General features: G+C 61.1%; 24 protein-coding genes and 1 pseudogene. 15 read left to right on the forward strand and 10 right to left on the reverse strand.

The window, feature by feature from the left end:
• Nucleotides 1-86: 86 nt before the first annotated feature.
• The gene (locus tag QYE47_RS09030) at nt 87-1,634 is read right to left on the reverse strand and encodes an AmpG family muropeptide MFS transporter (RefSeq protein ID WP_014592267.1); all 1,548 of its coding nucleotides are present in this window, start codon (nt 1,632-1,634) and stop codon (nt 87-89) included.
• Nucleotides 1,635-1,677: 43 nt separating this feature from the next.
• Complete coding sequence (locus QYE47_RS09035) at nt 1,678-2,031, reverse strand: MGMT family protein (RefSeq protein ID WP_014592266.1); 354 nt, start codon at nt 2,029-2,031, stop codon at nt 1,678-1,680.
• 164 nt (nt 2,032-2,195) lie between these two features.
• Between QYE47_RS09035 and QYE47_RS09040 the strand changes: the two genes are divergently transcribed.
• From QYE47_RS09040 to groL, 5 genes are all read left to right on the forward strand, one after another.
• Nucleotides 2,196-3,206 (forward strand): DUF481 domain-containing protein, encoded by a 1,011-nt coding sequence (locus QYE47_RS09040; protein ID WP_019437386.1) that lies wholly within the window; start codon nt 2,196-2,198, stop codon nt 3,204-3,206.
• Between the two features lie 82 nt (nt 3,207-3,288).
• Nucleotides 3,289-4,020: a DUF2470 domain-containing protein gene (locus QYE47_RS09045; protein ID WP_014592264.1), complete on the forward strand. Its 732-nt coding sequence runs from the start codon at nt 3,289-3,291 to the stop codon at nt 4,018-4,020.
• 65 nt (nt 4,021-4,085) lie between these two features.
• Nucleotides 4,086-4,547, forward strand: a complete 462-nt coding sequence (locus tag QYE47_RS09050; protein WP_014592263.1) for an FxsA family protein — start codon at nt 4,086-4,088, stop codon at nt 4,545-4,547.
• 243 nt (nt 4,548-4,790) lie between these two features.
• Nucleotides 4,791-5,084, forward strand: a complete 294-nt coding sequence (locus QYE47_RS09055; RefSeq protein WP_003251905.1) for a co-chaperone GroES — start codon at nt 4,791-4,793, stop codon at nt 5,082-5,084.
• A gap of 48 nt (nt 5,085-5,132) precedes the next feature.
• A complete protein-coding gene (groL, locus tag QYE47_RS09060) occupies nt 5,133-6,773 on the forward strand; it encodes a chaperonin GroEL (RefSeq protein WP_003251907.1) in 1,641 nt (546 codons plus the stop codon).
• A gap of 126 nt (nt 6,774-6,899) precedes the next feature.
• Here the strand turns inward: groL and pyk are convergent, their stop codons facing one another.
• Nucleotides 6,900-8,354, reverse strand: a complete 1,455-nt coding sequence (pyk, locus tag QYE47_RS09065; RefSeq protein WP_003251912.1) for a pyruvate kinase — start codon at nt 8,352-8,354, stop codon at nt 6,900-6,902.
• A gap of 180 nt (nt 8,355-8,534) precedes the next feature.
• Between pyk and QYE47_RS09070 the strand changes: the two genes are divergently transcribed.
• The 3 genes from QYE47_RS09070 (at nt 8,535) to sbcB (ending at nt 10,895) form a co-directional block, all read left to right on the forward strand.
• A complete protein-coding gene (locus QYE47_RS09070; protein ID WP_003251914.1) occupies nt 8,535-8,921 on the forward strand; it encodes a hypothetical protein in 387 nt (128 codons plus the stop codon).
• A 123-nt stretch (nt 8,922-9,044) separates the two neighbouring features.
• Complete coding sequence (locus QYE47_RS09075) at nt 9,045-9,404, forward strand: PilZ domain-containing protein (protein WP_012053641.1); 360 nt, start codon at nt 9,045-9,047, stop codon at nt 9,402-9,404.
• Between the two features lie 57 nt (nt 9,405-9,461).
• Complete coding sequence (sbcB, locus tag QYE47_RS09080; RefSeq protein WP_014592262.1) at nt 9,462-10,895, forward strand: exodeoxyribonuclease I; 1,434 nt, start codon at nt 9,462-9,464, stop codon at nt 10,893-10,895.
• A gap of 73 nt (nt 10,896-10,968) precedes the next feature.
• Here sbcB and mvaT read toward each other — a convergent pair whose 3' ends face one another.
• On the reverse strand, nt 10,969-11,346 hold the full coding sequence (gene mvaT / locus QYE47_RS09085) for a histone-like nucleoid-structuring protein MvaT (protein ID WP_003251920.1): 378 nt from the start codon (nt 11,344-11,346) through the stop codon (nt 10,969-10,971).
• A gap of 284 nt (nt 11,347-11,630) precedes the next feature.
• Between mvaT and purU the strand changes: the two genes are divergently transcribed.
• Both purU and QYE47_RS09095 read left to right on the forward strand, forming a co-directional pair.
• Entirely contained in the window at nt 11,631-12,482 is an 852-nt protein-coding gene (gene purU / locus QYE47_RS09090) for a formyltetrahydrofolate deformylase (RefSeq protein WP_003251921.1), read from the forward strand.
• A 92-nt stretch (nt 12,483-12,574) separates the two neighbouring features.
• A complete protein-coding gene (locus QYE47_RS09095; protein WP_076402233.1) occupies nt 12,575-12,808 on the forward strand; it encodes a hypothetical protein in 234 nt (77 codons plus the stop codon).
• Here the strand turns inward: QYE47_RS09095 and QYE47_RS09100 are convergent.
• From QYE47_RS09100 to QYE47_RS09115, 4 genes are all read right to left on the reverse strand, one after another.
• Entirely contained in the window at nt 12,714-13,706 is a 993-nt protein-coding gene (locus QYE47_RS09100) for a lysylphosphatidylglycerol synthase transmembrane domain-containing protein (RefSeq protein ID WP_014592261.1), read from the reverse strand. The genes QYE47_RS09095 and QYE47_RS09100 overlap by 95 nt on opposite strands.
• Entirely contained in the window at nt 13,703-14,467 is a 765-nt protein-coding gene (locus QYE47_RS09105) for a DUF2334 domain-containing protein (protein ID WP_014592260.1), read from the reverse strand. Before QYE47_RS09105 ends, QYE47_RS09100 begins: the two co-directional genes overlap by 4 nt.
• Complete coding sequence (locus QYE47_RS09110) at nt 14,460-15,581, reverse strand: glycosyltransferase family 1 protein (protein WP_014592259.1); 1,122 nt, start codon at nt 15,579-15,581, stop codon at nt 14,460-14,462. The genes QYE47_RS09105 and QYE47_RS09110 overlap by 8 nt, the downstream gene beginning before the upstream one ends.
• Nucleotides 15,582-15,749: 168 nt before the next feature.
• Nucleotides 15,750-17,624 carry a methyl-accepting chemotaxis protein gene (locus QYE47_RS09115; RefSeq protein ID WP_014592258.1) on the reverse strand — a complete coding sequence of 625 codons (1,875 nt, stop codon included), beginning with the start codon at nt 17,622-17,624 and terminating at the stop codon, nt 15,750-15,752.
• 168 nt (nt 17,625-17,792) lie between these two features.
• Between QYE47_RS09115 and QYE47_RS09120 the strand changes: the two genes are divergently transcribed.
• Nucleotides 17,793-19,268 carry a helicase HerA-like domain-containing protein gene (locus QYE47_RS09120; protein WP_014592257.1) on the forward strand — a complete coding sequence of 492 codons (1,476 nt, stop codon included), beginning with the start codon at nt 17,793-17,795 and terminating at the stop codon, nt 19,266-19,268.
• Between the two features lie 122 nt (nt 19,269-19,390).
• Here QYE47_RS09120 and QYE47_RS09125 read toward each other — a convergent pair whose 3' ends face one another.
• Together QYE47_RS09125 and QYE47_RS09130 are read right to left on the reverse strand one after the other, a co-directional pair.
• A complete protein-coding gene (locus QYE47_RS09125) occupies nt 19,391-20,863 on the reverse strand; it encodes an inorganic phosphate transporter (protein ID WP_014592256.1) in 1,473 nt (490 codons plus the stop codon).
• Between the two features lie 312 nt (nt 20,864-21,175).
• The gene (locus tag QYE47_RS09130; protein WP_003251937.1) at nt 21,176-21,376 is read right to left on the reverse strand and encodes a hypothetical protein; all 201 of its coding nucleotides are present in this window, start codon (nt 21,374-21,376) and stop codon (nt 21,176-21,178) included.
• A gap of 544 nt (nt 21,377-21,920) precedes the next feature.
• On the opposite strand from QYE47_RS09130, the gene pcaR reads away from it, so the two are divergent.
• From pcaR to pcaF, 4 genes and pseudogenes are all read left to right on the forward strand, one after another.
• Complete coding sequence (gene pcaR, locus QYE47_RS09135; protein WP_033723735.1) at nt 21,921-22,730, forward strand: pca regulon transcriptional regulator PcaR; 810 nt, start codon at nt 21,921-21,923, stop codon at nt 22,728-22,730.
• A gap of 320 nt (nt 22,731-23,050) precedes the next feature.
• Nucleotides 23,051-24,397, forward strand: a complete 1,347-nt coding sequence (locus QYE47_RS09140) for an MFS transporter (RefSeq protein ID WP_014592253.1) — start codon at nt 23,051-23,053, stop codon at nt 24,395-24,397.
• Nucleotides 24,398-24,627: 230 nt separating this feature from the next.
• Nucleotides 24,628-24,723: pseudogene (locus tag QYE47_RS09145) on the forward strand (CoA-transferase subunit beta); the annotation flags it as partial.
• Nucleotides 24,720-25,925: a 3-oxoadipyl-CoA thiolase gene (gene pcaF, locus QYE47_RS09150; RefSeq protein WP_172830960.1), complete on the forward strand. Its 1,206-nt coding sequence runs from the start codon at nt 24,720-24,722 to the stop codon at nt 25,923-25,925. The pseudogene QYE47_RS09145 and the gene pcaF, both read left to right, overlap by 4 nt.
• The last annotated feature ends 176 nt before the right edge of the window (nt 25,926-26,101 follow it).

The following is a 26,101-nucleotide window of genomic DNA, read 5'->3' on the forward strand; positions in this document are numbered from 1 at the left end:
CGGGTAAACCCGCTCCTACACAGGGCCGCGCCGCCTTGTAGGAGCGGGTTTACCCGCGAAGAGGCCAGCACAGGCAATACAAAGCTTCAGGGCCGCTCAGCCACCGAGTGGTCGTCCGCCACCGGCGTCCCCCGCCCGGCTTCCTGATGCCACTGCAGGGCGATCAGGATCAGCGTAGGCACCCCCAGCAGCGCCGTGATCAGGAAGAAGTCGTGGTAGCCGAACTTCTCCACAATAACGCCCGAATACCCGCCGATCAGCCGCGGCAACAGCAGCATGATCGAACTGAGCAGCGCGTACTGGGTCGCCGAGAACTTCAGGTTGGTCAGGCTTGACAGGTAGGCGACAAAGGCCGAGGTAGCCATGCCGGAGCTGAAGTTGTCCAGTGAGATGGTCACCACCAGCATTTCCAGGTTCGGCCCCATGTCAGCCAGCATCAGGAACAGGATGTTGGTGCCGGCAGAGGCTACGCCGCCGATGAACAGGATGGGCATGATACCGAAGCGTACGATCAGCAGGCCGCCAACCCCGGCGCCGACCAGGGTCATGATCAGGCCGAAGATCTTGCTGACGCTGGCAATCTGGTCCTTGGTGAAGCCCATGTCGATATAGAACACGTTGGCCATCACCCCCATCACCGTGTCCGACATGCGATAGGTGGCGATCAGGCCCAACAGCAGCAGAGCCTGCCAGCGGTAGCGGGTGATGAAGTCGTTGATCGGGGTCAGCACGGGAGCCAGGCCGCGACGGCCGAGGCTCGACAGGCAGGCCCAGGACAGCAGCACGTAGAGGATCAGGCGCAGGAAGGCGCGGTCTTCCAGCAGCAGGTCGAGCGGCGTGGCATCACCGGAGATCACGCTGGACCAGCCGGTATTGAACATCTGGGTGAAGCTGGCAGGTACCGAGACCAGCAGGATGATGAGCACGAACACCGAGGCCATCTGGTGCACCAGCCCGTAGCGCGCTGCCGACAATTGGGTGCGCATGGGCACTGGTGGTTCGCGCATGACCAACGTGGTGAACAGGGCGGGCAGCATCATCACCCCGAACATCACGTACGTGCCGGCCCAGGCCTTGTGCAGGTAGCTGAAGCCGGTAGAGCCAAACCACTCGGCGAAGAACAGGGCACCGGCCGTGGCGAGCAAGGCAGCCACCCGGTAGCCGGCCATGTAGCTGGCAGCGAGCGCGGCCTGGCGCTGGTCGTCAGCGATTTCCAGGCGGTAGGCGTCGACAGCGATGTCCTGGGTAGCCGAGGCGAAGGCCACCAGCACGGCCATGGCGATCAGCCAGGAGAGATGCTGTTGCGGGTCGCACAGGCTCATGCCGACCAGCCCGATCACTACCAGCGCTTGCGACAACAGCAGCCACGAACGCCGGCGCCCGAGGCCGCCAAGCAGCGGCAAGCGCCATTGGTCGAGCAGCGGCGACCAGACCCACTTGAAGGCGTAGGCCAAGCCAATCAGGCTGGCATAACCGATGGTTTCACGGGCAACGCCGGCTTCGCGCAACCATACCGACAAGGTCGAGAACACCAGCATGTAGGGCAGGCCGGCGGCGAAACCGAGTAGCAAAAGTACCAATGTTGACGGGCTGGCATAGGCAGCAAGCGCAGCGCGCCAGGTTTTACGGGGCATGGGCCAACATCTGCCTCAAGTTTTCGAAAACAAAGCGCGCACTCTAACCGCTGTGCTCCATTGGGCGCCAGCCATGGCGCGTCATATCCACACGATTGTTGCTTACATTCACACCTTCCCCGCGTAACCGCGCCCGTTGTTCATCGCCCGACGGGGTGCCCAGCGCCAGGCTCAGCCGGCCGCCTGCACCGAGCACCCGGTGCCAAGGCAGGCGTGTGTCTGCGGGTAACTGCCCCAGGGTACGCCCCACCCAGCGCGCCGCACGGCCAAGCCCGGCCAGTTCGGCCAGTTGGCCATAACTCACCACCTTGCCGGGTGGCACTTGGCCCAGTACTGAATACAGCGCCGTTCGTCGGCCCTCGGCCGAATCAAGGGCATGCTCATATCCATCAGACATCTCGCCCGCCTTGGGCTGCAGATGAAACCGGACCGGTGGTCTGGTAAATGAGAGTTGAACTCAACGGCATACTCCCGGTCTGTCCTTGCTCTGGTCGTGGGTATCTGGATAATGCCCGGCTTTTTCGTCAAATCGAACCCATAGTCCGCAAACAAAGCCCGTTTATGAATTCTAGATCCTTGTTGTGCCTTCTTGCTGTTTCCCTGTGTGCCTCTCCGGTGTGGGCCGACACTGTGTGGATGAAGAACGGTGACCGGCTAAGTGGCAAGATCAAGGTATTCGACGGCGGCAAGCTGCTGCTTGAAACCCCTTATGGCGGGTCCATCGCCCTGGACTGGAAACAGGTTCAGACGCTGGAAAGCGACCAGGAGATGCTGGTCAAGCAGGACGCCTACAGCGGAGAGAAAGCCAAGTCGCTCAAGGCCGCCGAGCCAGGCAAGGTGACCTTGGCCAATGGCGAGACACCGAAGACGGTGGAGCTGGCCAGCATCGAGCAGATCATGAAGCCCAAGCCGCTGGTTGAGGATTTCGTGTGGAAAGGCAATGTCGACGTGGCACTGGACTACAAGCGCGCCGAGAACGACACCGACGATTATGACGTGGGCTTCAAGACCACTGCCCGCCATGGCCGTTGGCGGCACAACGCCGAGGGTGAGTACAACCGCGAGACCAAGGACGACGTCACCACCACCAACAACTGGAGCGCCGAGTACGCGCTGGACCGCTTCATTACCGATAAGTGGTTCTGGCAGGGGCGTGCGGAATACAAGCGCGATCACATCGAAGACCTGGCCCGCCAGCGCACCGTGGGTACCGGCCCGGGTTACCAGTTCTGGGACGATGAGCTGGGGGCGTTCTCGCTGGGCTCACTGATCAACCGCACTGATTTCGAGTATCGGGACGGCGGCAAGGATAATTTCTATTCTGCGGCCGTGAAGTGGGATTACACCCGCTATCTGATCGGCAAGAACGTGCAGCTGTTCACCAACGGCGAGTTCGCCAAGCCGCTGGGTGGCGTAGCAGACTATTCGCTGGATGCCGAGGTTGGTCTGCGCTACAAGGTCACCGAGTGGGCCTCGCTCAACCTCAAGGCGGAGAAGGATATCATCACCGGCACGCGTGAGAGTGACCTGGACAAGACACGCTATACCGCGGGCTTCGGCGTTACCTGGTAAGGCGTCTGGATGCAGGTCAGTGGCACAGGCAGCTGATAATGCTTATCTTGTCCCCAACCCGTCCGCCAGGAGCCGCCCTCAAGTGAGTACCAACGCCATTCGCCCCGCCCGGGAACTGCTGCTCAAGGAATACCGCGGCGTGCTTTCGACACATTCCAGGTCGATGCCTGGCTACCCCTTCGGGTCGGTCGTGCCGTACTGCCTGGACGCCCAGGGCAACCCGCTGATTCTGATCAGCCGTATTGCCCAGCATACCCACAACCTGCAGAAGGACCCCAAGTGTTCGCTGTTGGTGGGTGAGCGCGAGGCCGAGGATGTGCAGGCGGTAGGGCGCCTGACGGTGATGGCCGAAGCGCACAAGCTGGTCGACGAGGCCGCCATCGAGGCCGCCGCCGAACGCTATTACCGCTATTTCCCGGACGCGGCCAACTACCACAAGGCCCACGACTTCGATTTCTGGGTGCTGCAACCGGTGCGCCACCGCTACATCGGCGGCTTCGGTGCGATCCACTGGCTTGATCATGTGACCTTGGCCAACCCGTTCGCGGGCAAGGCCGAGGGGAGCATGATCGAACACATGAACAGCGATCACGCCAGTGCCATTGCCCACTACGTCGAATTGACCGGGTTGCCACAGCACGTACCGGCGCAGATGGTTGGGGTAGACAGCGAAGGCATGCACCTGCGCATCGGCCAGGGAGTGCACTGGTTGCCTTTCCCCACTACTTGCAACACGCCGACACAAGTCCGCGAGGCCTTGGTTTTGCTGGCTCGCGCCGACAATTGGCCGCTTGTGGTGCAAGCCGAGGGTTGAAATCTGGAGCGCAGGCATCCATTTGAGGTCTTATTGGAAGGTTATCTTCCGTCGAGGAACCCTTGATGCGTGCTTTTCTACTGCTGTTTCTGATTTTTCCTGTGCTGGAGCTGTTCGTCTTCGTGAAGGTCAGCGCGGCAATCGGTTTCTTCCCGGCGTTGCTGCTGATCATCGCCGGCTCCGCCCTGGGCGTACTGGTCATGCGGGTGGCCGGCCTGGCGACTGCATTGCGCGCCCGTGAAAGCCTGCAGCGCGGTGAATTGCCCGCCGAGGACATGTTCCAGGGCATGATGCTGGCCGTGGGTGGTGGCTTGTTGTTGCTGCCCGGCTTCATCAGCGACGTGCTGGGTGTGCTGTGCCTGCTGCCATTCACCCGCCGCATGGCGGCGCGCAAGATGCGCGAGCGTGCCGAGGCCCAGGCCATGCGCCAGCGTGCATTCCAGGATGACCCCTTCCAGGCGCAGCCGCGTGATGGCGGCCACCGCCCGAACGTGATCGAAGGTGAGTACGAGCGCCGCGACAAGTAAGAAGGACCGGGGCCGCGAAAGCGGCCCCGGTTTTTTTTGGCCTGATGAAAAATTTTCTATCTCGAGCCTTGTAATTGGATGTGGCGGCCTCATGTATGTGGTCACCGCAAGGTTTCTGGTGGCAACACCAGACATTACACAGGTGGTTCGCTCACAGCGGGCCACCCCCGGCAACGCCGGACAGCATCAAAACCGCCGGTGTCGAACCGGCCGATGAAAACCACAATTTGGGAGAGATCGACAATGAAACTTCGTCCTCTGCATGACCGCGTAGTCATCCGTCGCAGCGAAGAAGAATCGAAAACCGCTGGCGGTATCGTCCTGCCGGGTTCGGCCGCTGAAAAACCAAACCGCGGCGAAGTTGTAGCCGTCGGCACCGGTCGCGTCCTGGACAACGGCGAAGTTCGCGCGCTGGCCGTGAAAGTGGGTGACAAAGTGGTTTTCGGCCCGTACTCGGGCAGCAACACCGTGAAAGTCGATGGCGAAGACCTGCTGGTCATGGCCGAGAACGAAATCCTCGCCGTTGTCGAAGGCTGATTTCCCCGACTTCCCGTTACTCCAAAGTTTTTCAAGGATTAAACGATCATGGCTGCTAAAGACGTAAAATTTGGTGATTCCGCTCGTAAGAAAATGCTGGTTGGTGTCAACGTTCTGGCTGACGCGGTAAAAGCGACCCTGGGCCCGAAAGGCCGTAACGTGGTACTGGCCAAGAGCTTCGGCGCGCCGACCATCACCAAGGACGGCGTTTCCGTCGCCAAAGAAATCGAGCTGAAAGACGCTTTCGAAAACATGGGCGCCCAGCTGGTCAAGGAAGTTGCTTCCAAGGCCAACGACGCTGCCGGTGACGGCACCACCACCGCTACCGTTCTGGCTCAGGCCATCGTCAACGAGGGCCTGAAAGCCGTCGCTGCCGGCATGAACCCGATGGACCTGAAGCGCGGTATCGACAAGGCCACTGCTGCCGTCGTTGCCGAGCTGAAGAACCTGTCCAAGCCATGCGCCGACTCCAAGGCCATCGCCCAGGTAGGTACCATCTCTGCCAACTCCGACAACTCCATCGGTGAAATCATCGCCGAAGCCATGGAAAAAGTCGGTAAAGAAGGCGTGATCACCGTTGAAGAAGGCTCGGGCCTGGAAAACGAACTGTCCGTCGTAGAGGGCATGCAGTTCGACCGCGGCTACCTGTCGCCGTACTTCGTCAACAAGCCGGACACCATGGTTGCCGAGCTGGAAGGCCCGCTGCTGCTGCTGGTCGACAAGAAAATCTCCAACATCCGTGAGCTGCTGCCAGTTCTGGAAGCCGTTGCCAAGGCGGGCCGCCCACTGCTGATCGTTGCCGAAGACGTCGAAGGTGAAGCGCTGGCTACCCTGGTAGTCAACAACATGCGCGGCATCGTCAAGGTTGCTGCAGTCAAGGCTCCGGGCTTCGGCGATCGCCGCAAGGCCATGCTGCAGGACATCGCCGTCCTGACTGGCGGCCAGGTCATCTCCGAAGAAATCGGCCTGTCCCTGGAAACCGCTACCCTGGAGCACCTGGGTAACGCCAAGCGCGTCATCCTGTCCAAGGAAAACACCACCATCATCGACGGTGCTGGCGCTGACACCGAGATCGAAGCACGCGTCAAGCAGATCCGTGCCCAGATCGAGGAAACTTCCTCGGACTACGACCGTGAGAAGCTGCAAGAGCGTCTGGCCAAGCTGGCTGGCGGTGTTGCCGTGATCAAGGTGGGTGCCGGCACCGAAGTTGAAATGAAAGAGAAGAAAGCCCGCGTTGAAGACGCCCTGCACGCTACCCGTGCAGCCGTTGAAGAAGGCGTGGTGCCTGGCGGTGGTGTTGCCCTGGTTCGTGCCCTGGCGGCCATCGTCGACCTGAAAGGCGACAACGAAGACCAGAACGTCGGTATCGCGCTGCTGCGTCGCGCTGTTGAATCCCCGCTGCGCCAGATCACTGCCAACGCCGGTGATGAGCCAAGCGTGGTTGCTGACAAGGTCAAGCAAGGTTCGGGCAACTTCGGCTACAACGCCGCTACCGGTGAATACGGCGACATGATCGAGATGGGTATCCTGGACCCAGCCAAGGTTACTCGCTCGGCGCTGCAAGCTGCTGCTTCGATCGGCGGTCTGATGATCACCACCGAAGCCATGGTTGCCGACCTGCCGGAAGACAAGCCAGCTGCTGGCATGCCTGATATGGGCGGCATGGGTGGCATGGGCGGCATGATGTAAGCCAGCCTTACCCCCTGCACCATCAAAAAGCCCCGGTTCGCGAGAACCGGGGCTTTTTGTTATTCCTGTCGGGCCATCTTCGCAGCACAAGGCTGCGCTTGAGCCTTGTGCTGTGAAAAGCGTGGATCAACCGACCAGCGGATCACCGACGTGCAGGATCTTCATGCCGTTGGTGCCACCGATAGTGTGGTAGCTGTCACCCTTGGTCAGGATCACCCAGTCACCTTGCTCCACCAAGCCACGTTTGAGCAGCTCGTCGACAGCCGCCTGGCTCACCTTGTCGGCCGGCAGCGCGGCCGGGTCGAAGGCAATCGGGTACACGCCACGGAACATCGAGGCGCGCGCCTGGGTGGCGCGGTGCGGCGACAGGGCGAAGATCGGTACATGCGAACGCAGGCGCGACATGATCAGCGGGGTGTAGCCGCTTTCGGTCAGGGCGATGATCGCCTTTACGCCCGGGAAGTGGTTGGCAGTGTACATGGCCGCCAAGGCGATGCTTTCGTCGCAGCGCTGGAAGGTGGTGTGCAGGCGATGGCTGGACTTCTGGCTGGTCGGGTGCTTTTCGGCACCCAGGCAGATGCGTGCCATGGCCTGGACAGCTTCGATCGGGTAGGAACCGGCGGCGCTTTCGGCCGACAGCATCACCGCATCGGTGTTGTCCAGCACGGCGTTGGCCACATCGGACACTTCCGCGCGGGTCGGCATCGGGTTCTGGATCATCGACTCCATCATCTGGGTCGCCACGATCACGGCCTTGTTGTTGCGGCGGGCGTGCTGGATGATCTTCTTCTGGATAGCGATCAGCTCGGCGTCGCCGATTTCCACGCCCAGGTCACCACGGGCAACCATCACAGCGTCGGAGGCGGCGATCAGCTTGTCGAGGGTCTCGTCATCGGCAACTGCTTCGGCGCGCTCAATCTTGGCCACCAGCCAGGCGCTGCCGCCGGCTTCATCACGCAGCTTGCGCGCGTATTCCATGTCGCTGGCGTCACGCGGGAAGGACACGGCCAGGTAGTCCAGGTCCATTTCCGCAGCCAGTTTGATGTCGGCCTTGTCTTTTTCGGTCAAGGCCGGTGCGGTCAGGCCACCACCCTTACGGTTGATGCCTTTGTGGTCCGACAGCGGGCCACCGATGATCACCACGCAGTGCAGGGCGTCTGCAGTGGCGGTTTCGACGCGCATGACCACGCGGCCATCGTCGAGCAGCAGTTCGTCACCAACGCCGCAGTCCTTGACCAGGTCGGGGTAGTCGATACCGACGATGTCCTGGTTGCCTTCGGTCAGCGGGTGGGCGGTGGAGAAGGTGAACTTGTCACCGATCTTCAGTTCGATGCGCTTGTTGGCGAACTTGGCGATGCGGATCTTCGGACCCTGCAGGTCGCCCAGCAGTGCAACATGGCGGCCGTTCTTGGCGGCGATGTCACGGATCAGGCGCGCGCGGGCCTTGTGCTCGTCCGGCGTGCCGTGGGAGAAGTTCAGACGTGCCACGTCCAGGCCGGCGAGGATCAGTTGTTCGATCACTTCCGGCGAGTTGCTGGCGGGGCCAAGGGTGGCGACGATTTTGGTGCGGCGGATGCTCATGCACAGACTCCTATAGTGAAGCGCAGCGAAAGGCTACTCCTGAATCTCGCTGTAGTCATTGTTCCGTTGCACTACCTGCAACCAAGGCAGGGTGGCATTTGAACGGGGCAGGGTATCCTTGCAAAAGGGTGTGAAGATTTGCAGGCAAACGCCGATACACTGGCATCAAAGGAGATCCCCATGCGAGCCCTGATCGTTTTAGCCCTGGCCGCCAGCGCCGTCGGCTGCACCCGCTGGTCCATGGACCACCACCTGAACAATGCCTACCGCGCCTACGACCGCGGCGATTGCGCACGGGTCATGCTCGAACTGTCGCAGGTTGATCGCACCAGCCGTGCTCGGCCGTTCATCCACCCCGAAGTGTCCCTGCTGCGCGGCCAGTGCCTGGAGCGTCAGGCGTTGTACGTGGACGCGGCGCAGACCTATCAGTACCTGATCCAGCAATACCCGGGCAACGAATATGCCTATCGCGCCCGAGCGCGCCTGCAGACCCTGGAAAAACTCGGCCATTTGCGCGGCGCAGAAACGGCCGTGGCCAACCCGGTGACGACCGTACCTTGGCGCTAACACAAAGGTGTGGTTTATTTCACGAGATTTGCTGCGCGCGCTGCGCTAATCTGTAACTCAGCTGTTACAACAACCGCCAGTACCTTGTATTCCTGGCATCAGGTACGGAATACACTCGCGATCATGTTCAACAAGCGCCACATCGAACGTCATCAATTACCTTGTGTCCTCAAGGTGTTCAATCGCTTTACCGGTCAGGAGATCGGTCAGCTAGGCAATGCCTCTGAAAATGGGTTGATGGTCATCAGCCAGCTGCCCGTGTTGGTCGGGCCCGATTACGAGCTGCAACTGCGTATGCCCCTGCCTGGCGGCGGGCACCAGTTCGTCAACCTCACTGCCAGTTGCCTGTGGTGCCGCGAGGACCAGACGCCTGGGCACTACGATTCGGGCTTCATGCTGCTGCAGTCTCCGCGCGAGTACGATGATTTCGTACGTTCGTTGCGCGACTATTTCAGTTTCCGCCCCGCCAACGCTCCCGTCTGAACGTTCATTTTTCAGAATCGCGCTAGAATCGGGTCGACCTCGATACAGGACGACCCCGTGACCTCCAGCATTTTCTGGCACGACTATGAAACCACCGGCATCAACCCGCGCTGCGATCGGCCGCTGCAGGTGGCCGGCCTGCGCACTGACTTCGACCTCAACGAAATCGACGAACCAATCAGCCTTTATTGCCGACCGTCGGACGACATCCTGCCGCACCCGGCGGCCTGCCTGGTGACAGGCATCACGCCGCAACTGCTGGCGGAGCAGGGCCTGTGCGAAGCCGAGTTCATGACTCGGGTGCATGCCCAGCTGGCGCAACCGGGCACCTGTGGTGCCGGCTACAACACCCTGCGCTTCGACGATGAAGTGACCCGCTACAGCCTTTACCGCAACTTTTTCGACCCCTATGCCCGTGAATGGCAGGGAGGCAATAGCCGCTGGGACCTGATCGACATTGTGCGCACCGCCTATGCCTTGCGCCCGGAAGGCATTCAATGGCCACAGCAGGACGGGCGCACCAGCCTGCGTCTGGAACTGCTGAGCAAGGCCAATGGCATTGACCACGGTCATGCCCACGAAGCGCTTTCCGACGTGCGGGCGACCATTGCCTTGGCTCGCCTGATTCGGCAGAAACAACCCAAGTTGTATGACTGGCTGTTTCAGCTGCGCAGCAAGCATAAAGTGATGGAGCAGATCCGTTTGTTGCAGCCACTGGTGCATATATCCGGGCGTTTTTCGGCGGCGCGCAATTACCTGGGGGTCGTATTGCCACTGGCCTGGCACCCGCGTAATCGCAATGCACTCATTGTCTGCGACCTGCATCAGGAAACCCTACCGTTACTGCGGGAAAGTGCTGAAGTTTTGCGTCAGCGCTTGTACACCCGGCATGATGAATTGGCCGAAGGTGAATTACCGGTACCGCTCAAATTGGTGCAGATCAATCGTTGCCCGGTAGTGGCACCGCTGTCGGTATTGCGCCCGGTCGATCAACAACGATTGGGCCTGGACTTGACGTTGTTACAATCGCGCGGCGAACAATTGGCCAATCAACAGGCGCAATGGCAAGAAAAGCTGGAGCACATCTATGGCAAGGACGAGTTCTCCCCGAGTGAGGACCCGGAACAGCAGTTGTATGAGGGTTTTATAGGTGACCGCGACCGGCGCTTATGCGAGCAAGTTCGGGCGCTGGAACCGGCGCAGTTGAGCCATGGCCACTGGATGTTCGATGATCCTCGTTTGCCGGAGCTGTTGTTCCGCTACCGGGCACGTAACTTCCCTGAAACCTTGACCGGCGAAGAGCGGCAACGTTGGTATGGCTTCTGCCAACAGCGCCTGAGCGATCCGCAGTGGGGGGCGCCGAATACCTTGGGCGACTTCGAAAAGGCGCGCCAGCAAGCCTGGGAGGGCGCCGACGAGGCAGGCAGGCGAGTGTTGGAGGCCTGGCAACTGCATGCTCGACAATTGCAGGAACACTATTCCATCGGCTGATGGCAGGTAAACAAAAACGCCGGCAATGTGCCGGCGTTTTTGTTGTGCGAAGCAATAGGGCGTATGCGGATAATCAGTCCAGCAGGGTTGCCCAGCTTTCAACCACGTCGCCGCCCCAAGTGGCTTTCCACTCTTTCAGGGTCTTGTGGTTGCCGCCTTTGGTTTCGATCACTTCACCGTTGTGCGGGTTCTTGTATTGCTTGACCTTGCGTGCGCGCTTGGTGGCGGTAGTCTTGACCGAACCACGTGGTGCCTTGCTCAGTTTCGACTCTGGATCGAGCAGGGCAATCACGTCGCGCAGCGACTTGGAGTACTCGCCCATCAGTGTGCGCAGTTTGCCTTCGAACTCCAGTTCTTTCTTCAGCTTGTCATCCTGCGACAGATTGGCCAGGCGGGCCTGAAGTTCCTTGATGGCTTCTTCGGTGGCGCGGTACTCGTTGATCAGGGACATGGAGTGTTCCTTAATGCGTGTTCAGAAATGTGTGGGGCAATAATAGACAGCCCATACTCGCAAGTAAACATAAGATTGGGCAATTAACTGTTAATTAAGCTGTGACAGCATTTCTCTACGTGAACAAAATTTTACATATGCCCCGTGCGTTTCCTCTTGTCTGTGAGGCAGCGCCCGTGTGGCGTTTTCGGGCTTGCATATGCCATCGCGGCAACGATCAATACTGCGTTTTTTCTGGCGGACCGCTAGAATAGGCGCCTTTGCGAAGTTCTGGAGTCTCATTCATGCGCACCTATCGTCTGGTGATCGCCTGCCCCGACCGTGTAGGCATCGTGGCGAAAGTCAGTAATTTCCTGGCCTTGTACAATGGCTGGATCAACGAAGCCAGCCACCACTCCGATGAGCAGAGCGGTTGGTTCTTCATGCGTCATGAAATCCGCGCTGAATCGCTGCCGTTCGGTATCGAAGCCTTCCGTGAGGCGTTTGCGCCGATCGCCGAAGAGTTCTCCATGACCTGGCGCATTACCGACTCGGCTCAGAAAAAACGCGTGGTATTGATGGCCAGCCGTGAGTCGCACTGCCTGGCAGACTTGCTGCACCGCTGGCACACCGATGAGCTGGACTGCGAGATCCCTTGCGTCATTTCCAACCACAACGACCTGCGCAGCATGGTCGAGTGGCACGGTATTCCATTCTTCCATGTACCGGTCGACCCCAAAGACAAGGCTCCGGCCTTTGCCGAGGTGTCGCGTCTGGTGCAGGAGCATGCGGCCGACGTCGTGGTGCTGGCCCGCTACATGCAGATCCTGCCGCCACAACTGTGCCGGGACTATGCCGAGAAGGTGATCAACATCCATCACAGCTTCCTGCCGTCGTTCGTCGGCGCCAAGCCATACCACCAGGCCGCCCTGCGTGGGGTGAAGCTGATCGGCGCGACGTGCCACTACGTCACCGAAGAGCTGGATGCCGGCCCGATCATCGAGCAGGATGTCGTGCGTGTCAGCCATGCCGACAGCATCGAGGACATGGTCCGCTTTGGCCGTGATGTGGAGAAGATGGTGTTGGCCCGTGGCCTGCGTTATCACCTGGAGGACCGTGTGCTGGTGCATGGTAACAAGACTGTGGTGTTCGACTGACACCGTCCGGCTTGCTGTGAGATTCCGGGCTGCTGTGCAGCCCTGTCGCGACAGGGGCGCAGAGCGCCCCGGCAATCTTGGGTGAAACGGCAATGACCAAGCAACGCAACAACCCCTTCGCCTCACCTCCACCGACTATTGGCGAAGGCTGCCTGGCCCGCTACGACCCTGAAGCCCTGGATGACACGGATGGCACCGACTTCCCCGGCGCCGCCGAACTCTGGCAACAGCTCAACCCGCCTGACGCCGCCAGCGCTCCAGCAACGGACGTCCCAGCAGGCACACAAACACCGGCCCCCCAGCCAGCAGATAAAAGTAGTACGTAACCGCCCGCCATATCAGGATTGCCGCAGCTGCGGTCGAGCTGCCCACCAAGGGTGTCAACAGGCTGGCCGACGTCAGCTCGGCGGCCCCGGCGCCGCCAGGCAGCAGACTGAACTGGCCGGCGCTGAGCGACAGCATCTGCACCAGGAAGCTGGGAATCCAGTGCAGGTCTACCCCCAAGCCCCGCAGCACCAGGTACAAGACGCTGTAGCGCAGCCCCCAATGGATGCAGGTCAGGGTGAACACCAGGCTCAGCCTGCGCTTGGGCAGGCGCCAGGTCTGCGCCAGTGCTGCGACGAAGTGCAGCAGTTTGCGCGCCCAGCGACGTTTGCGCGGCTGGCCCATCCCCATGCGCTGCAACAGCCTGCCGTTCATGCGCATTATCGGGCGCCGGTAGCGCAACAGCCCGATCACCCCGGCCAGCGCTGTGCACAGCAGTAACGCACTGCCAAGCAACATGCTTTCCTGGCTGCGGCCCAGGCTGTGGAACAGCGCGTAGCCGGCAATCGCCAGCATTGCGCAAAAGAAGAACACCAGGTCGTTCAACTGGTCCATGGCAAAAACGGCTCCGCTGCGTGCCGGGCGGATGCGGTCTCGCGCCAGCAGGGCCATCAGGGTCAGCGGCCCACCACTGCCGCCAGGGGTGGTGCAGATGGCAAACTCGGTGGCCATGACCACGCCCAGGCTGCGAGCATGGCTCAACTGTTTTGCCTGCTCACCCAGCAACAGGCGCAGGCGCAGCGCATTGATGACCCAGCACAACATAATCATGCCTAGCAGCATGAGCAGCAGGTGTGGGTCGAACCGGCTCAGCCTCGGCAGCAGCTCGCTACCGCCCAGCAACGCTGGCACCAGCGCTGCACCCAGCAATGCCAACGCCAGCCAGGCCCAGCGCTTCATGCTGCCCCCTGGCGCTCCAGCCAGGCAGATTTGGTCAGCGGCTCGCGGCCATCCTTCAACAGTCTCTCCAGCGTGCGCAACCAATAGTCACGGGATGAGCGATGGCGCATGTCTACAGGGTGCAGCCCCAAGCGCAACGTGCTCGCGCCTCGCCAGCGCTGGCATTGCCAGTCGCACAGCGTGCGGGACAGTTTGCGACGCCATGCGCTGCGCGCGCTCCAGACCAGGCCTGGCGCATCAATGGCCGTAAAGTCCGGCAAGCGGTACAGATGCTGCGGTGTACTGGTGTATTTCAGTGGCAGGCGGCACAGCGCTTGCCGCGTGCCCTGGCTCATGAGCCAGGCCGGTGCGACAAACCCTGCCACAGGCCACCCTTGGTCCTCGAACAGTGCCAGGCCCTCCTGTAGCCGGGTAAGCGCTTCGTTCTCATCAAGGCTGTAGAACTCGCCTTCATGGGTATAAATGCGCCGCATGAAGTAGTCGATGGGGCTGCGCGGTACGGGGCCTTCGTCAGCATGGGCATAGCCGTGAAGCGCCAGTTCGTCGCCTTTGGCGAGGCGTTGGTCCAGCAGACGGCAGAACGAAGGCGCCTGGTGCAGCGGATTACGTCGATGGAAATCCGGGACCACCAGCCATGTCATTGGCACGTTGCCCAGCGCGTCGACGGCCTCTACGAACGGTTCATAGTCCGGCCAGGTTTCCGGGGCAACATCATGCAACACCAGCATGAGGCTGCGTTGGCTGGCGGAAGGCTCAAGCATGGGCGCGCACCTGCGGCTGGTGGCCGAGCACGGCCTGGTAGTGCTGGAGCAGGCCAGCTACCACGTTATCCCATGAATAATGTTGCTCTACATGGTGACGGGCCTGCACGCCGAGCTCGCGGATACCTGCCTCGAATGCCTCGCGCACGGCGCACGCCATGGCCCGACCATCGTTGGGCGTGCACAGGCGGCCACACTGTTCGTTGATGATTTCAGGGAACGCACCGGCGCGCACGGCCACCACGGGTGTGGCGCTGGCCATGGCTTCGAGGATGACCAGGCCGAATGTTTCCTGGTCGCCAGCATGCACCAGCAAATCGGCGCTGGCGATCAGCCGGGCCACCTCGGCAGCCGGGCAGAAGTGATCGATGACACTGACGTTGTGCGGCACACTGGCCGGCATGTTCGAGCCCACCAGTAACAGGTGGTAGGGGGCGCCGAGTTGCTGCATGCAGTCAAGCAGCACCGGCAGGTTCTTTTCCCGCGAGCCGCGGCCGGCAAAGATCAACAGGCGGCTGGTGTCGGCAATGCCCAGTTCGGCACGTACATGTGGGTCGCGCCGGGAGGGGTGGAAAGTGGCAAGGTCAACGCCCAGCGGCTGCACATGGACATCGCGCACGCCCAAGCGGCGTAGTTTGTCGGCCATCACCTGGCTGGGGGCCAGTACCCGATCAAAATTGCCGTATAGCTTGCTGACGTAGGCCTCGACATTGGGTGCGAACCAGTTGCCCATGCGGTTGCTGACCAGTAACGGCAGGTCGGAATGGTAGAAACCGATCACTGGCACGTCGAGCTGGCGCCGCGCTTCGAGCGCCGCCCAGGCGGTCAGGTAGGGGTCGCCAACTTCGATCAGGTCGGGTTTGAGCGTGCGCAGTGTATTGCACCAGGGGGCCAGGCGCACCGGAAAGCGGTAGCCCTTGCCAAACGGCAAGGGCGGCGCAGGTACCTGATAGATGCCATCGCCGTGTTGGGCGCTGGCACCGGGAATCAACAGGCTGTGGCGTACGCCGTGAATGGCGTCGAGACGGTGATGTTTGGCATCAAGATAGGTACGTACGCCACCGCTGGCCGGGGCGTAGAACATGGTGATGTCGGCGATGTGCACGATCAGCATCCCTCCGGGATCGTCTTCGGGTCTGTCATCCGGCGTTGAAATGCCGGCGATGAAATGCCTAAAGGTGGACCTATCTGAAGGATAGTTTGTTCGATCGGTTTGAGAGGAGGGGAGTGCGCAATGCCTGGCGCAGCGCAGAGGCTGTGCCAGGCGAAGATGTAGCCTCTATCAGATACGGAAGCTGCCCACCAGGTGCTTCAGGCGGCCAGCCTGCTGCTCGAGGTCGGAGCAGGCGCGCAGGGTTGCTTGCAGGTTCTCCACGCCTTCCTGGTTGAGCATGTTGATCTCGTTGATGTCCATGTTGATCGCCTCGACCACGGCGGTCTGCTCTTCGGTGGCAGTGGCCACCGACTGGTTCATGCCGTCGATCTCGCCAATGCGCACGGTAACGCTGTCCAGTCGCTCACCCGCCTGGTTGGCGATCTGCATGCTGTCCTGGCTGTGGCGCTGGCTCTGGTCCATGGTGTCGACCGACTCGCGGGCACCGACCTGCAGCTCTTCGATCATGGTCTGCACTTGCTGCGCCGACTCCTGGGTGCGGTGCGCCAGATTGCGCACCTCATCGGCGACCACGGCAAAGCCACGCCCGGCCTCACCGGCGCGGGCCGCTTCGATGGCGGCGTTCAGCGCCAGCAGGTTGGTCTGCTGGGAAATGCTGGTGATCACTTCCAGGATCTGGCCAATATTCACGGTCTTGCTGTTCAGTGTTTCGATGTGCGCGCTGGAGGTGACGATCAGGTCGGACAGGCGGTTCATCGCGGCAATGTTGCGCTCGACCACTTGCTGGCCTTCTTCGGCCAACAGGCGCGCGGAGCTTGCGTGCTGCGAAGCCTGGGCGGCGTTGCCGGCGATTTCCTGAGCCGCAGCGCCCAATTCATTGATGGCGGCGGCGACACTGTTGGTGCGGTTGGACTGCTCGTCGGAGTTGGTCATCGACGAGTTCGAAGCGCTGATCACCCGCAGGGCCACTTCGTTGACCTGCTCGGTGGCCGAGGACACTTCGCGAATGCTGCTGTGAATGCGCTCGACGAAGCGGTTGAAGGCGTTGCCGAGAACACCGAATTCGTCGTGGTTGTGGATGTGCAGGCGCTTGGTCAGGTCGCCTTCACCTTCGGCAATGTCTTCCATGGCACGGGTCATGGTGTGCAGCGGCTGCATCAACACGCGGATCAGCAAGCCGAGCAGGCCGATGATGATCACCACTGCCACCACCGTGGCGATCACCGCAGAGGTGCGGAAGGTGCTGAGCATCGAGAAGGCCTTGTCCTTGTCCACCGACAGGCCGATGTACCAGTTTGCCGACGGCAGGCCGGTAATCGGGCTGAAGGTCAGCAGGCGGGTCTGGCCATCGCTTTGCACTTCGGTCAGCTCACCGGTCAGTTTCGGCGTGCGCTGCGGGAACAGGTCCGACAGCGACTTCATGACCAGATCCTTATCCGGGTGCACCAGGATCTTGCCCTGGTCGTTGACCAGGAAGGCGTATCCCATTCCGCCGAAGTTCAGCGAGTTGATGATCTGCACCAGACCGTCCAGGGCCAGGTCGCCGCCGACCACGCCAACGCTGCTGGAGACCTTGCTGAGGATGCCGATGACCATCTTGTTGGTGGTCATGTCGATGTAGGGTTCGGTCAGCGTCGCGCCGCTGGCGTTCATGCCGTCCTTGTACCAAGGGCGGGTGCGCGGGTCGTAGCCGTCGGGCATCTTCGCGTCCGGGCGCACGCTGAAACCGCCGTCGACTTTGCCCAGGTAGACCGTGAGGAAGCTGGATATCAGCGCATTCTGACCCATCAGGGTTTCGGCGTTGGCCGGGTCCTGGGCAATGTTCTGCGCCAGGTTCTCCACCAGTTTTATCCGGCCCTCGAACAGGTTGCGAATGTTGGTCGACGTGGAGGTGCCCATTTCAGCCAGATAGTTTTCCAGGTCCTCGCGGATCGCATTACGCTGGAGGTAATCGTTGTAGAGGGTGAAAAGGCTGAAGGCGAGTATCACGATCAGTGATGCCGCCAAAAGAATCTTGTGGCTGAAACGAAGGCTTTTGTTCATGGCGTAATCGGTTCCGCTAAGGTTTTATATCAGGCGTTCGCACGAGTGGAGCCGTAGGTTGTGCAACATCCCGAAAAGTCCCTTTTCGGCTGTTCCTCTCTATTAAGGCGAATAACACCCACAGGTATCGGCCGAATTAAGCTAAAGCTTGAGCAGAGGATTAAAGAGATGTCGGAATTTTCGACCATCGTTGTAGGCGCGGGCCCGGATGGCCAGCCAGTCGGGCAAGCAATGCGCCTGGCCAACCGCCACGGTCTGGTGGCTGGCGCAACCGGTACTGGCAAGACCGTCACCCTGCAGCGCCTGGCGGAGGTGTTCAGCGACGCAGGGGTGGCGGTGTTCGCCGCGGACGTCAAAGGCGACCTTTGTGGCCTGGGTACTGCCGGTGCGCCACAGGGCAAGGTGGCTGAGCGCATCGCCGGCATGCCGTGGCTGGGGCATACGCCCAGGGCTTACCCGGTGACCTTGTGGGATATCGCCGGGCAGTCTGGCCACCCGCTGCGCACCACCCTCAGTGAAATGGGGCCGTTGTTGCTGGGCAACTTGCTGGAACTGACCGACAGCCAGCAGGCGGCGCTGTATGCAGCATTCAAGGTGGCCGATCGCGAAGGCCTGCTGCTGCTGGACCTCAAAGACCTCAAGGCCCTGCTGGCGCATCTGAAGGACAACCCGCAGTTGCTCGGCGAAGACAGCGCGCTGATGACCACGGCCTCCACCCAGGCTTTGTTGCGCCGGCTCGCTACCTTGGAGCAGCAAGGCGCCGAGGCACTGTTTGGCGAGCCGGCATTGCAACTGGAGGATCTGCTACGCCCTGATCCGGATGGCCGTGGACGTATCCACCTGCTCGATGCCAGCCGATTGGTGCACGAAGCACCCAAGGTGTACGCGACGTTCCTGTTGTGGCTGCTGGCCGAATTGTTCGAGCAGTTGCCCGAGCGCGGTGATGCCGACAAACCGGTGCTGGCGCTGTTCTTCGATGAAGCACACTTGCTGTTCAACGGCACGCCCAAGGCGTTGCAGGACCGTCTTGAGCAAGTGGTCCGGCTGATCCGCTCCAAGGGGGTGGGGGTCTATTTCGTTACCCAGTCGCCGGGTGACTTGCCCGACGCGGTGCTGGCCCAGTTGGGCTTGCGCATTCAGCACGGCTTGCGGGCGTTCACGGCCAAGGAGCAGAAGTCGCTGCGGGCGGTAGCCGATGGTTTCCGTCCCAACCCAACGTTCGACACCCTGGCGGTGCTGACCGAACTGGGTATTGGCGAAGCGCTGGTGGGTACGTTGCAAGAGAAGGGCACGCCGGCCATGGTGCAGAGGGTGCTGGTTGCACCGCCGCAGTCGCGTATCGGGCCCCTGAGTGCGGCTGAGCGCAGTGCGCTGATTGCCGCTTCGCCATTGGCGGGGCGCTATGACAAACCGGTGGACCGTGAGTCTGCCTATGAAATGCTGAGCCAGCGTAAGGGCGAGCCGGTGGAACCGGCGCCACAACCGAAGGCGGATGAAGAGAGTTTTGCCGACAAAGCGGGTGAGTTCTTGCAGAGTGCAGCGGGGCAGGCGATCAAGTCGGCAGTGCGCCAGGCAGCTAACCAGTTGGGACGGCAGTTGGTGCGCGGTTTGATGGGGTCGTTGTTAGGGGGCAAGAAAAGGTAGTCTTCCTGCGCCGCTTCCATACCCTTGGTAGCACAAGGCTGCTCCGGCAAAGAACAAGGCGGCGCAGGCATAACGGCTATGAAAAAGGCGCCCGAGGGCGCCTTCATTCATTGCGGTGTCACTCAGCCAATGGCTTTGGACGCCAGCCAGAACAGGCCGGCCGCCAGGCCCATCGAGGTAGGCAGGGTCAGGACCCATGCCAGCAGGATGGTCTTCACGGTGCCGCCTTGCAGGCCACTTTTGTTGGCGACCATGGTGCCGGCCACGCCGGACGACAGCACGTGGGTGGTCGACACTGGCAGGGCGAAGACGTTGGCCATGCCGATGGCGCAGGCTGCGGTGATCTGTGCCGACATGCCTTGGGCATAGGTCATGCCTTGTTTGCCGATCTTCTCGCCCACCGTCAACACCACACGCTTCCAGCCAACCATGGTGCCCAGGCCAAGGGCCAGGGCGACGGCCACGATCACCCAGAACGGGGCGTATTCGGTAGTGGCGGTGAGATCTTTGCGCAGTTTTTCAAGGTCGGACTTTTCACGGGCGTCCAGGCCTGGCAGCTTGCCAACCTTCTTCGCCGTGTCATCCAGGCACAACAGATAGCGGCGCACTTCAACGCGCTTCTCGGCATCGAGGCTGTGGTAGTCCGTCACGCCTTTCAGCGAGGTCTGCAGCGCAGCAATGGTCGGCTCGGTCTGCTGCGGGTTGCAACTGAACTGCTCCGGCAGATCGCTGGCCTTGGCCTTGCCCAGTGCCAGGAACTCGCCCAGGGTGGCGGCGTTACGCTGGTAGAACTGGCTCATGTGCAGGGTGGCGTCGCGAGTACGTTCGATCTGGTAGGTGGTGCTGTTCAGGTCGAGTACGAATTTGGCCGGGACAATACCGATCAGCACCAGCATGATCAGGCCGATGCCTTTCTGGCCGTCGTTGGAGCCGTGCACGAAGCTAACGCCCATGGCGGAAACCACCAGGACCAGACGGTTCCAGAAGGGTGGGTGCTTCTTGTCGTCGAGCTTGCGGCGCTGTTCCGGGGTTTTGTGCATCTTCGACAGCGGGCGCCACCATTTCAGGCCGATCAGCACCAGGGCTGCAACGGCAAAGCCGGCCATTGGCGAGACCACCAGCGACATGGCGATATCGATCGCTTTCTGCCAGTTGACGCCGTCGCCTAGCGGAATGTCGTTGATCAGGGCGTTGGCCAGGCCGACACCGAGGATGGAGCCGATCAGCGTGTGCGAACTGGAGGCAGGGATGCCAAAGTACCAAGTGCCCAGGTTCCAGGTGATGGCCGCGGCCAGCAACGAGAAGACCATGGCCAGGCCGTGTCCGGTGTTCACATTGATCAGCAGCTCTACCGGCAACAGGTGCACGATGGCATAGGCCACCCCTACACCGCCAAGCAGAACGCCAAGGAAGTTGAACACGCCGGAGAAGAACACGGCGAGGTGCGGCGGCATGGCTTTGGTGTAGATGACGGTAGCTACCGCGTTGGCGGTGTCATGAAAGCCATTGATGAACTCGAAGGCGAGTACGAAGGTCAAGGCGAGCAGCAGGCTCACCAACACCCAGGCATCCAGTCCGCTGAATAAATCGATCATGAAGGTTGTCTGGCGGGTCTTAGGGGGGCGGGATTATGCCAGAAAACCTTGGCAATCGATGCACCTGTAACAGGCAGATGACAGTCTTCATGGTGCAAGCGCGCCATGCAGAGGGGGGCGGTACGGAAGGTAAATAGCGGCTAAAAATCACAAAATAGGGCGAAAAAAGGCCGAAATCTTGAGAAAAATCCATTTTGCAAAAATTCAAACGCCTGTATGAAATTTGTGTGATTCCATTTCATCATCGGCCAGACAGTAAAGATCGAGCTCGCCCGGGTAGGCCGGGCGACGATGCGCAGAGGGTCCCGAGGCTCAGGGATTGTCGCTGCGCAGTTCTTTTTCGATGCGTTCCAGTTCCTGGCTGAAGGCCTGGTCGCGAACGCTGGCACGCTTGCGCCAGGGTTTGCGTTCCGGATCCGGTTGTGCGGCGTATGTGGTGACTTCGCCACCATAAACATCCTTGTAACGTTCAGCCTGGCGCTCGAGTTCCGCGCGCAGTTCATCTTTCGTCACGTGCAGTACCTGAAGTAAGTGTAATGACTGTTGTTATGCATTGTGCAACATGCATTTTGCCTTGCTGGCCGCAACGGCTTGATAAAGCGGAAGGTTCTATGACCACGGTAAGCGGAGGGCCTGCGCAATCGATTATAGCAACCGATAATTCGCCGAACATCGTTAATTTACGCAACCCTGAGAACATCTGGCGTAAGTAGCAGGATGTGCCCGCGAACAGTTGGGACCTTTCGTACAAGTTAGAAAGGAGGGACGGATAGAAGTTCGTTGCAATGTCAGGGCGGGCCGTAATGAAAAACGGCCTCGCCGAAAGGCGAGGCCGTTGCCTGGGGACTTCTACGGTGGGTACCTGACCAGTCTCTCCAAAGAAGCCACAAGTGGCATGGGAAAGGTATAAGCAAAAGTGTCGGCGGTCAATTGCGATTATCGGCCGTTTGTTCGATAATCGCACGAACCGGTGTTTTTTTTGAGGTGTGCGATGAGTGACGAAACCGTGGGCAACGATTCCGGCAATGCAGAGGTGGCGCGACCTGCTTCGGCTGCCATGGCGCCGCCGATCGTGGCTTCCCCGGCCAAGCGCATCCAGGCCTTTACCGGTGACCCGGACTTCATGACCTCGCTGGCACGTGGCCTGGCGGTGATCCAGGCATTCCAGGAGCGCAAGCGCCACCTGACCATCGCCCAGATCAGCCACCGTACTGAAATCCCTCGCGCAGCGGTGCGCCGTTGCCTGCACACGTTGATCAAGCTGGGTTACGCCACCACCGACGGGCGTACCTATTCGCTGCTGCCTAAAGTGCTGACCCTGGGGCATGCTTACCTGTCGTCGACGCCACTGGCAATTTCTGCCCAGCCGTACCTGGATCGCATCAGCGACCAGTTGCATGAGGCGGCCAACATGGCCACCCTCGAAGGCGACGACATCCTTTATATAGCCCGTTCGGCCACGGTCGAGCGGCTGATTTCGGTCGATCTCTCGGTGGGGGGACGCCTGCCGGCCTACTGCACGTCGATGGGGCGCATTCTGCTGGCGGCCATGGACGACACCAGCCTGCGTGAGTATCTGGAACGTGCTGATCTCAAAGCGCGCACCAGCCGCACCCTGAATGATCCCGAATCGTTGTTCGCCTGCATCCAGCAGGTGCGCGCCCAAGGCTGGTGCGTGGTGGACCAGGAACTGGAACAGGGGCTGCGATCGATTGCAGTGCCGGTGTATGACGCTTCGGGGCAGGTGTTGGCTGCCTTGAACGTAAGTACCCATGTTGGGCGGGTGACCCGCAGTGAATTGGAGCAGCGGTTCTTGCCGATTTTACTGGCAGCCAGTCGAGACCTTTGCCATCAGTTGTTTGGTTGAAACCGCAGGGAGCACGTTGCGGCCCCGGATCAGAACAGGCAAAACCGTTTCTTGTGCGATAAACGCACAGTGTCGTGCCGGGTGAATTGCTTCACCCCGGCCCGCTGATTAATGTCTCTCGCAACGGTCGGCTAGCCGACCGAACAAGAAAAACATAAGAGGCACTTACGCATGAATACTGTCACCTCGCTGCTGCGGCCGCACCCGCATGCAGTACCGTTGTATCCAGGCTGACCCAGGCCATATACCCCAATCATCGCCTTTGTACCGGTTACCCGCGTGCAATGGCCTGACTGTGTCCCTCATTCTGGATAACAACAATGAATCAAGCGCAAACCAACGTCGGCAAAAGCCTCGACGTTCAGTCGTTCATCAATCAGCAGCCGCTGTCCCGCTATCAGTGGCGAGTCGTGCTGCTGTGCTTTCTGATCGTCTTCCTCGATGGCCTGGACACTGCTGCCATGGGTTTCATCGCCCCGGCACTGTCGCAAGAGTGGGGAATCGACCGCGCCAGCCTTGGGCCGGTCATGAGTGCCGCGTTGATCGGCATGGTGTTCGGCGCCCTGGGCTCCGGGCCCCTGGCTGACCGCTTCGGCCGCAAAGGCGTGCTGGTGGGGGCGGTGCTGGTATTTGGTGGTTTCAGCCTGGCCTCGGCCTATGCCACCAACGTCGACCAGTTGCTGATACTGCGCTTCTTGACTGGCCTGGGCCTGGGTGCAGGCATGCCCAACGCTACCACGCTGTTGTCCGAATACACCCCGGAGCGCCTCAAGTCGCTGCTGGTGACCAGCATGTTCTGTGGCTTCAACCTGGGCATGGCGGGTGGTGGCTTCATTTCCGCCAAGATGATCCCGGCCTACGGCTGGCACAGCCTGCTGGTCATCGGTGGCGTGCTGCCGTTGCTGCTGGCGCTGGTGCTGATGGTCTGGCTGCCGGAGTCGGCGCGGTTCCTGGTGGTGCGCAACCGCGGCACCGACAAGGTGCGCAAGACCTTGTCGCCAATCGCCCCGCAAGTGGTCGCCGAGGCAGGCAGTTTCAGCGTGCCGGAGCAAAAGGCGGTGGCTGCACGCAATGTGTTCGCGGTGATCTTCTCTGGCACCTATGGCTTGGGCACCGTGTTGTTGTGGCTGACCTATTTCATGGGGCTGGTGATCGTCTACCTCCTGACCAGCTGGCTGCCAACCCTGATGCGTGACAGCGGCGCGAGCATGGAACAGGCCGCGTTTATCGGCGCGCTGTTCCAGTTTGGCGGAGTGCTAAGTGCTGTCGGCGTGGGTTGGGCCATGGACCGTTTCAATCCGCACAAGGTGATCGGCATTTTCTATCTGCTGGCCGGGGTGTTCGCCTACGCAGTGGGGCAGAGCCTGGGCAACATCACCGTGCTAGCCACCCTGGTACTTGTCGCCGGTATGTGCGTAAACGGTGCGCAGTCGGCAATGCCATCGCTGGCGGCGCGCTTCTATCCCACCCAGGGCCGGGCCACAGGCGTATCGTGGATGCTGGGTATTGGCCGCTTTGGTGCGATTCTCGGGGCCTGGAGTGGTGCAACGCTGCTGGGCCTGGGCTGGAGCTTCGAGCAGGTGCTGACGGCGTTGCTGGTGCCGGCGGCGCTGGCGACTGTGGGTGTGGTGGTCAAGGGGCTGGTCAGCCACGCCGACGCAACCTGAGGGCGAGGGCCGCGTTACGGCCCATTCACAGCACAACGCCGCGCCGACAGGTGCGGCATTGTGCTGCGATCAGGGCGCACAACTGCCCTGCGGTGGCGTGGGCAGTTGCGCAACAAATGGTTCGTTAATCGCACAAATAGTCGATTATCGGATTGTAAGGTGCCCACCAGTCTCCTTAATCTGGGTTCATCGAAGCACCCTGACCAGGAGCCTCCAAATGCCACGCGCAGACCATTTCCACACCCACCCCAATCGAGCCGTCCGCCATGCGTGACCTCGACGCCCGTACCGCCGCTGACCATGGCCAGCTGGCAGGAGAAGCCTGATGCACGACGTATTCATCTGTGACGCCATCCGTACCCCGATCGGCCGCTTTGGCGGCGCCCTGGCCAGCGTGCGGGCCGACGACCTGGCAGCCGTGCCGCTGAAGGCGCTGATCGAGCGCAACCCTGGCGTGCAGTGGGACCAGGTAGACGAAGTGTTCTTCGGCTGCGCCAACCAGGCCGGTGAAGACAACCGCAACGTGGCCCGTATGGCACTGCTGCTGGCCGGCCTGCCGGAAAGCATCCCGGGCGTCACCTTGAACCGCCTGTGCGCGTCGGGTATGGATGCCATCGGCACCGCGTTCCGCGCCATCGCCAGCGGCGAGATGGAACTGGTGATTGCCGGTGGCGTCGAGTCGATGTCGCGCGCCCCGTTCGTCATGGGCAAGGCTGAAAGCGCCTATTCGCGCAACATGAAGCTGGAAGACACCACCATTGGCTGGCGTTTCATCAACCCGCTGATGAAGAGCCAGTATGGTGTGGATTCCATGCCGGAAACCGCCGACAACGTGGCTGACGACTATCAGGTTTCGCGTGCCGACCAGGACGCTTTCGCCCTGCGCAGCCAGCAGAAGGCTGCCGCTGCACAGGCTGCCGGCTTCTTTGCCGAAGAAATTGTGCCGGTGCGTATCGCTCACAAGAAGGGCGAAATCATCGTCGAACGTGACGAACACCTGCGCCCGGAAACCACGCTGGAGGCGCTGACCAAGCTCAAACCGGTCAACGGCCCGGACAAGACGGTCACCGCCGGCAACGCCTCGGGCGTGAACGACGGTGCTGCGGCGATGATCCTGGCCTCGGCCGCAGCGGTGAAGAAACACGGCCTGACCCCGCGTGCCCGCGTTCTGGGCATGGCCAGCGGCGGCGTTGCTCCACGTGTCATGGGCATTGGCCCGGTGCCGGCGGTGCGCAAGCTGACCGAGCGTCTGGGGGTTGCGGTAAGCGATTTCGACGTGATCGAGCTTAACGAAGCATTTGCCAGTCAAGGCCTGGCGGTGCTGCGTGAGCTGGGTGTCGCTGACGATGCACCACAGGTAAACCCTAATGGTGGCGCCATTGCTCTGGGCCATCCGCTGGGCATGAGCGGTGCACGCCTGGTGCTGACTGCGCTGCACCAACTGGAGAAGAGTGGTGGGCGTAAAGGCCTGGCGACCATGTGTGTGGGCGTTGGCCAAGGTCTGGCACTGGCCATCGAGCGGGTTTGACCTGTACCGGCCGCTTCGCGGGCAAGCCCGCTCTTACAGGGATCCACGCAATCACCTGTGGGGGCGGGCTTGCCCGCGAAGAGGTCTGTCCTGTGAGACACAAGGCCAATTGCCAGCCAGATAGCGGAACGAGTGTGTTACTAGGTATGTCTAGAGTTACCTAGGACCCTCCAGGA

It is taken from the genome of Pseudomonas sp. 2,4-D, assembly GCF_030418155.1.
GTDB classification, from domain to species: domain Bacteria; phylum Pseudomonadota; class Gammaproteobacteria; order Pseudomonadales; family Pseudomonadaceae; genus Aquipseudomonas; species Aquipseudomonas alloputida.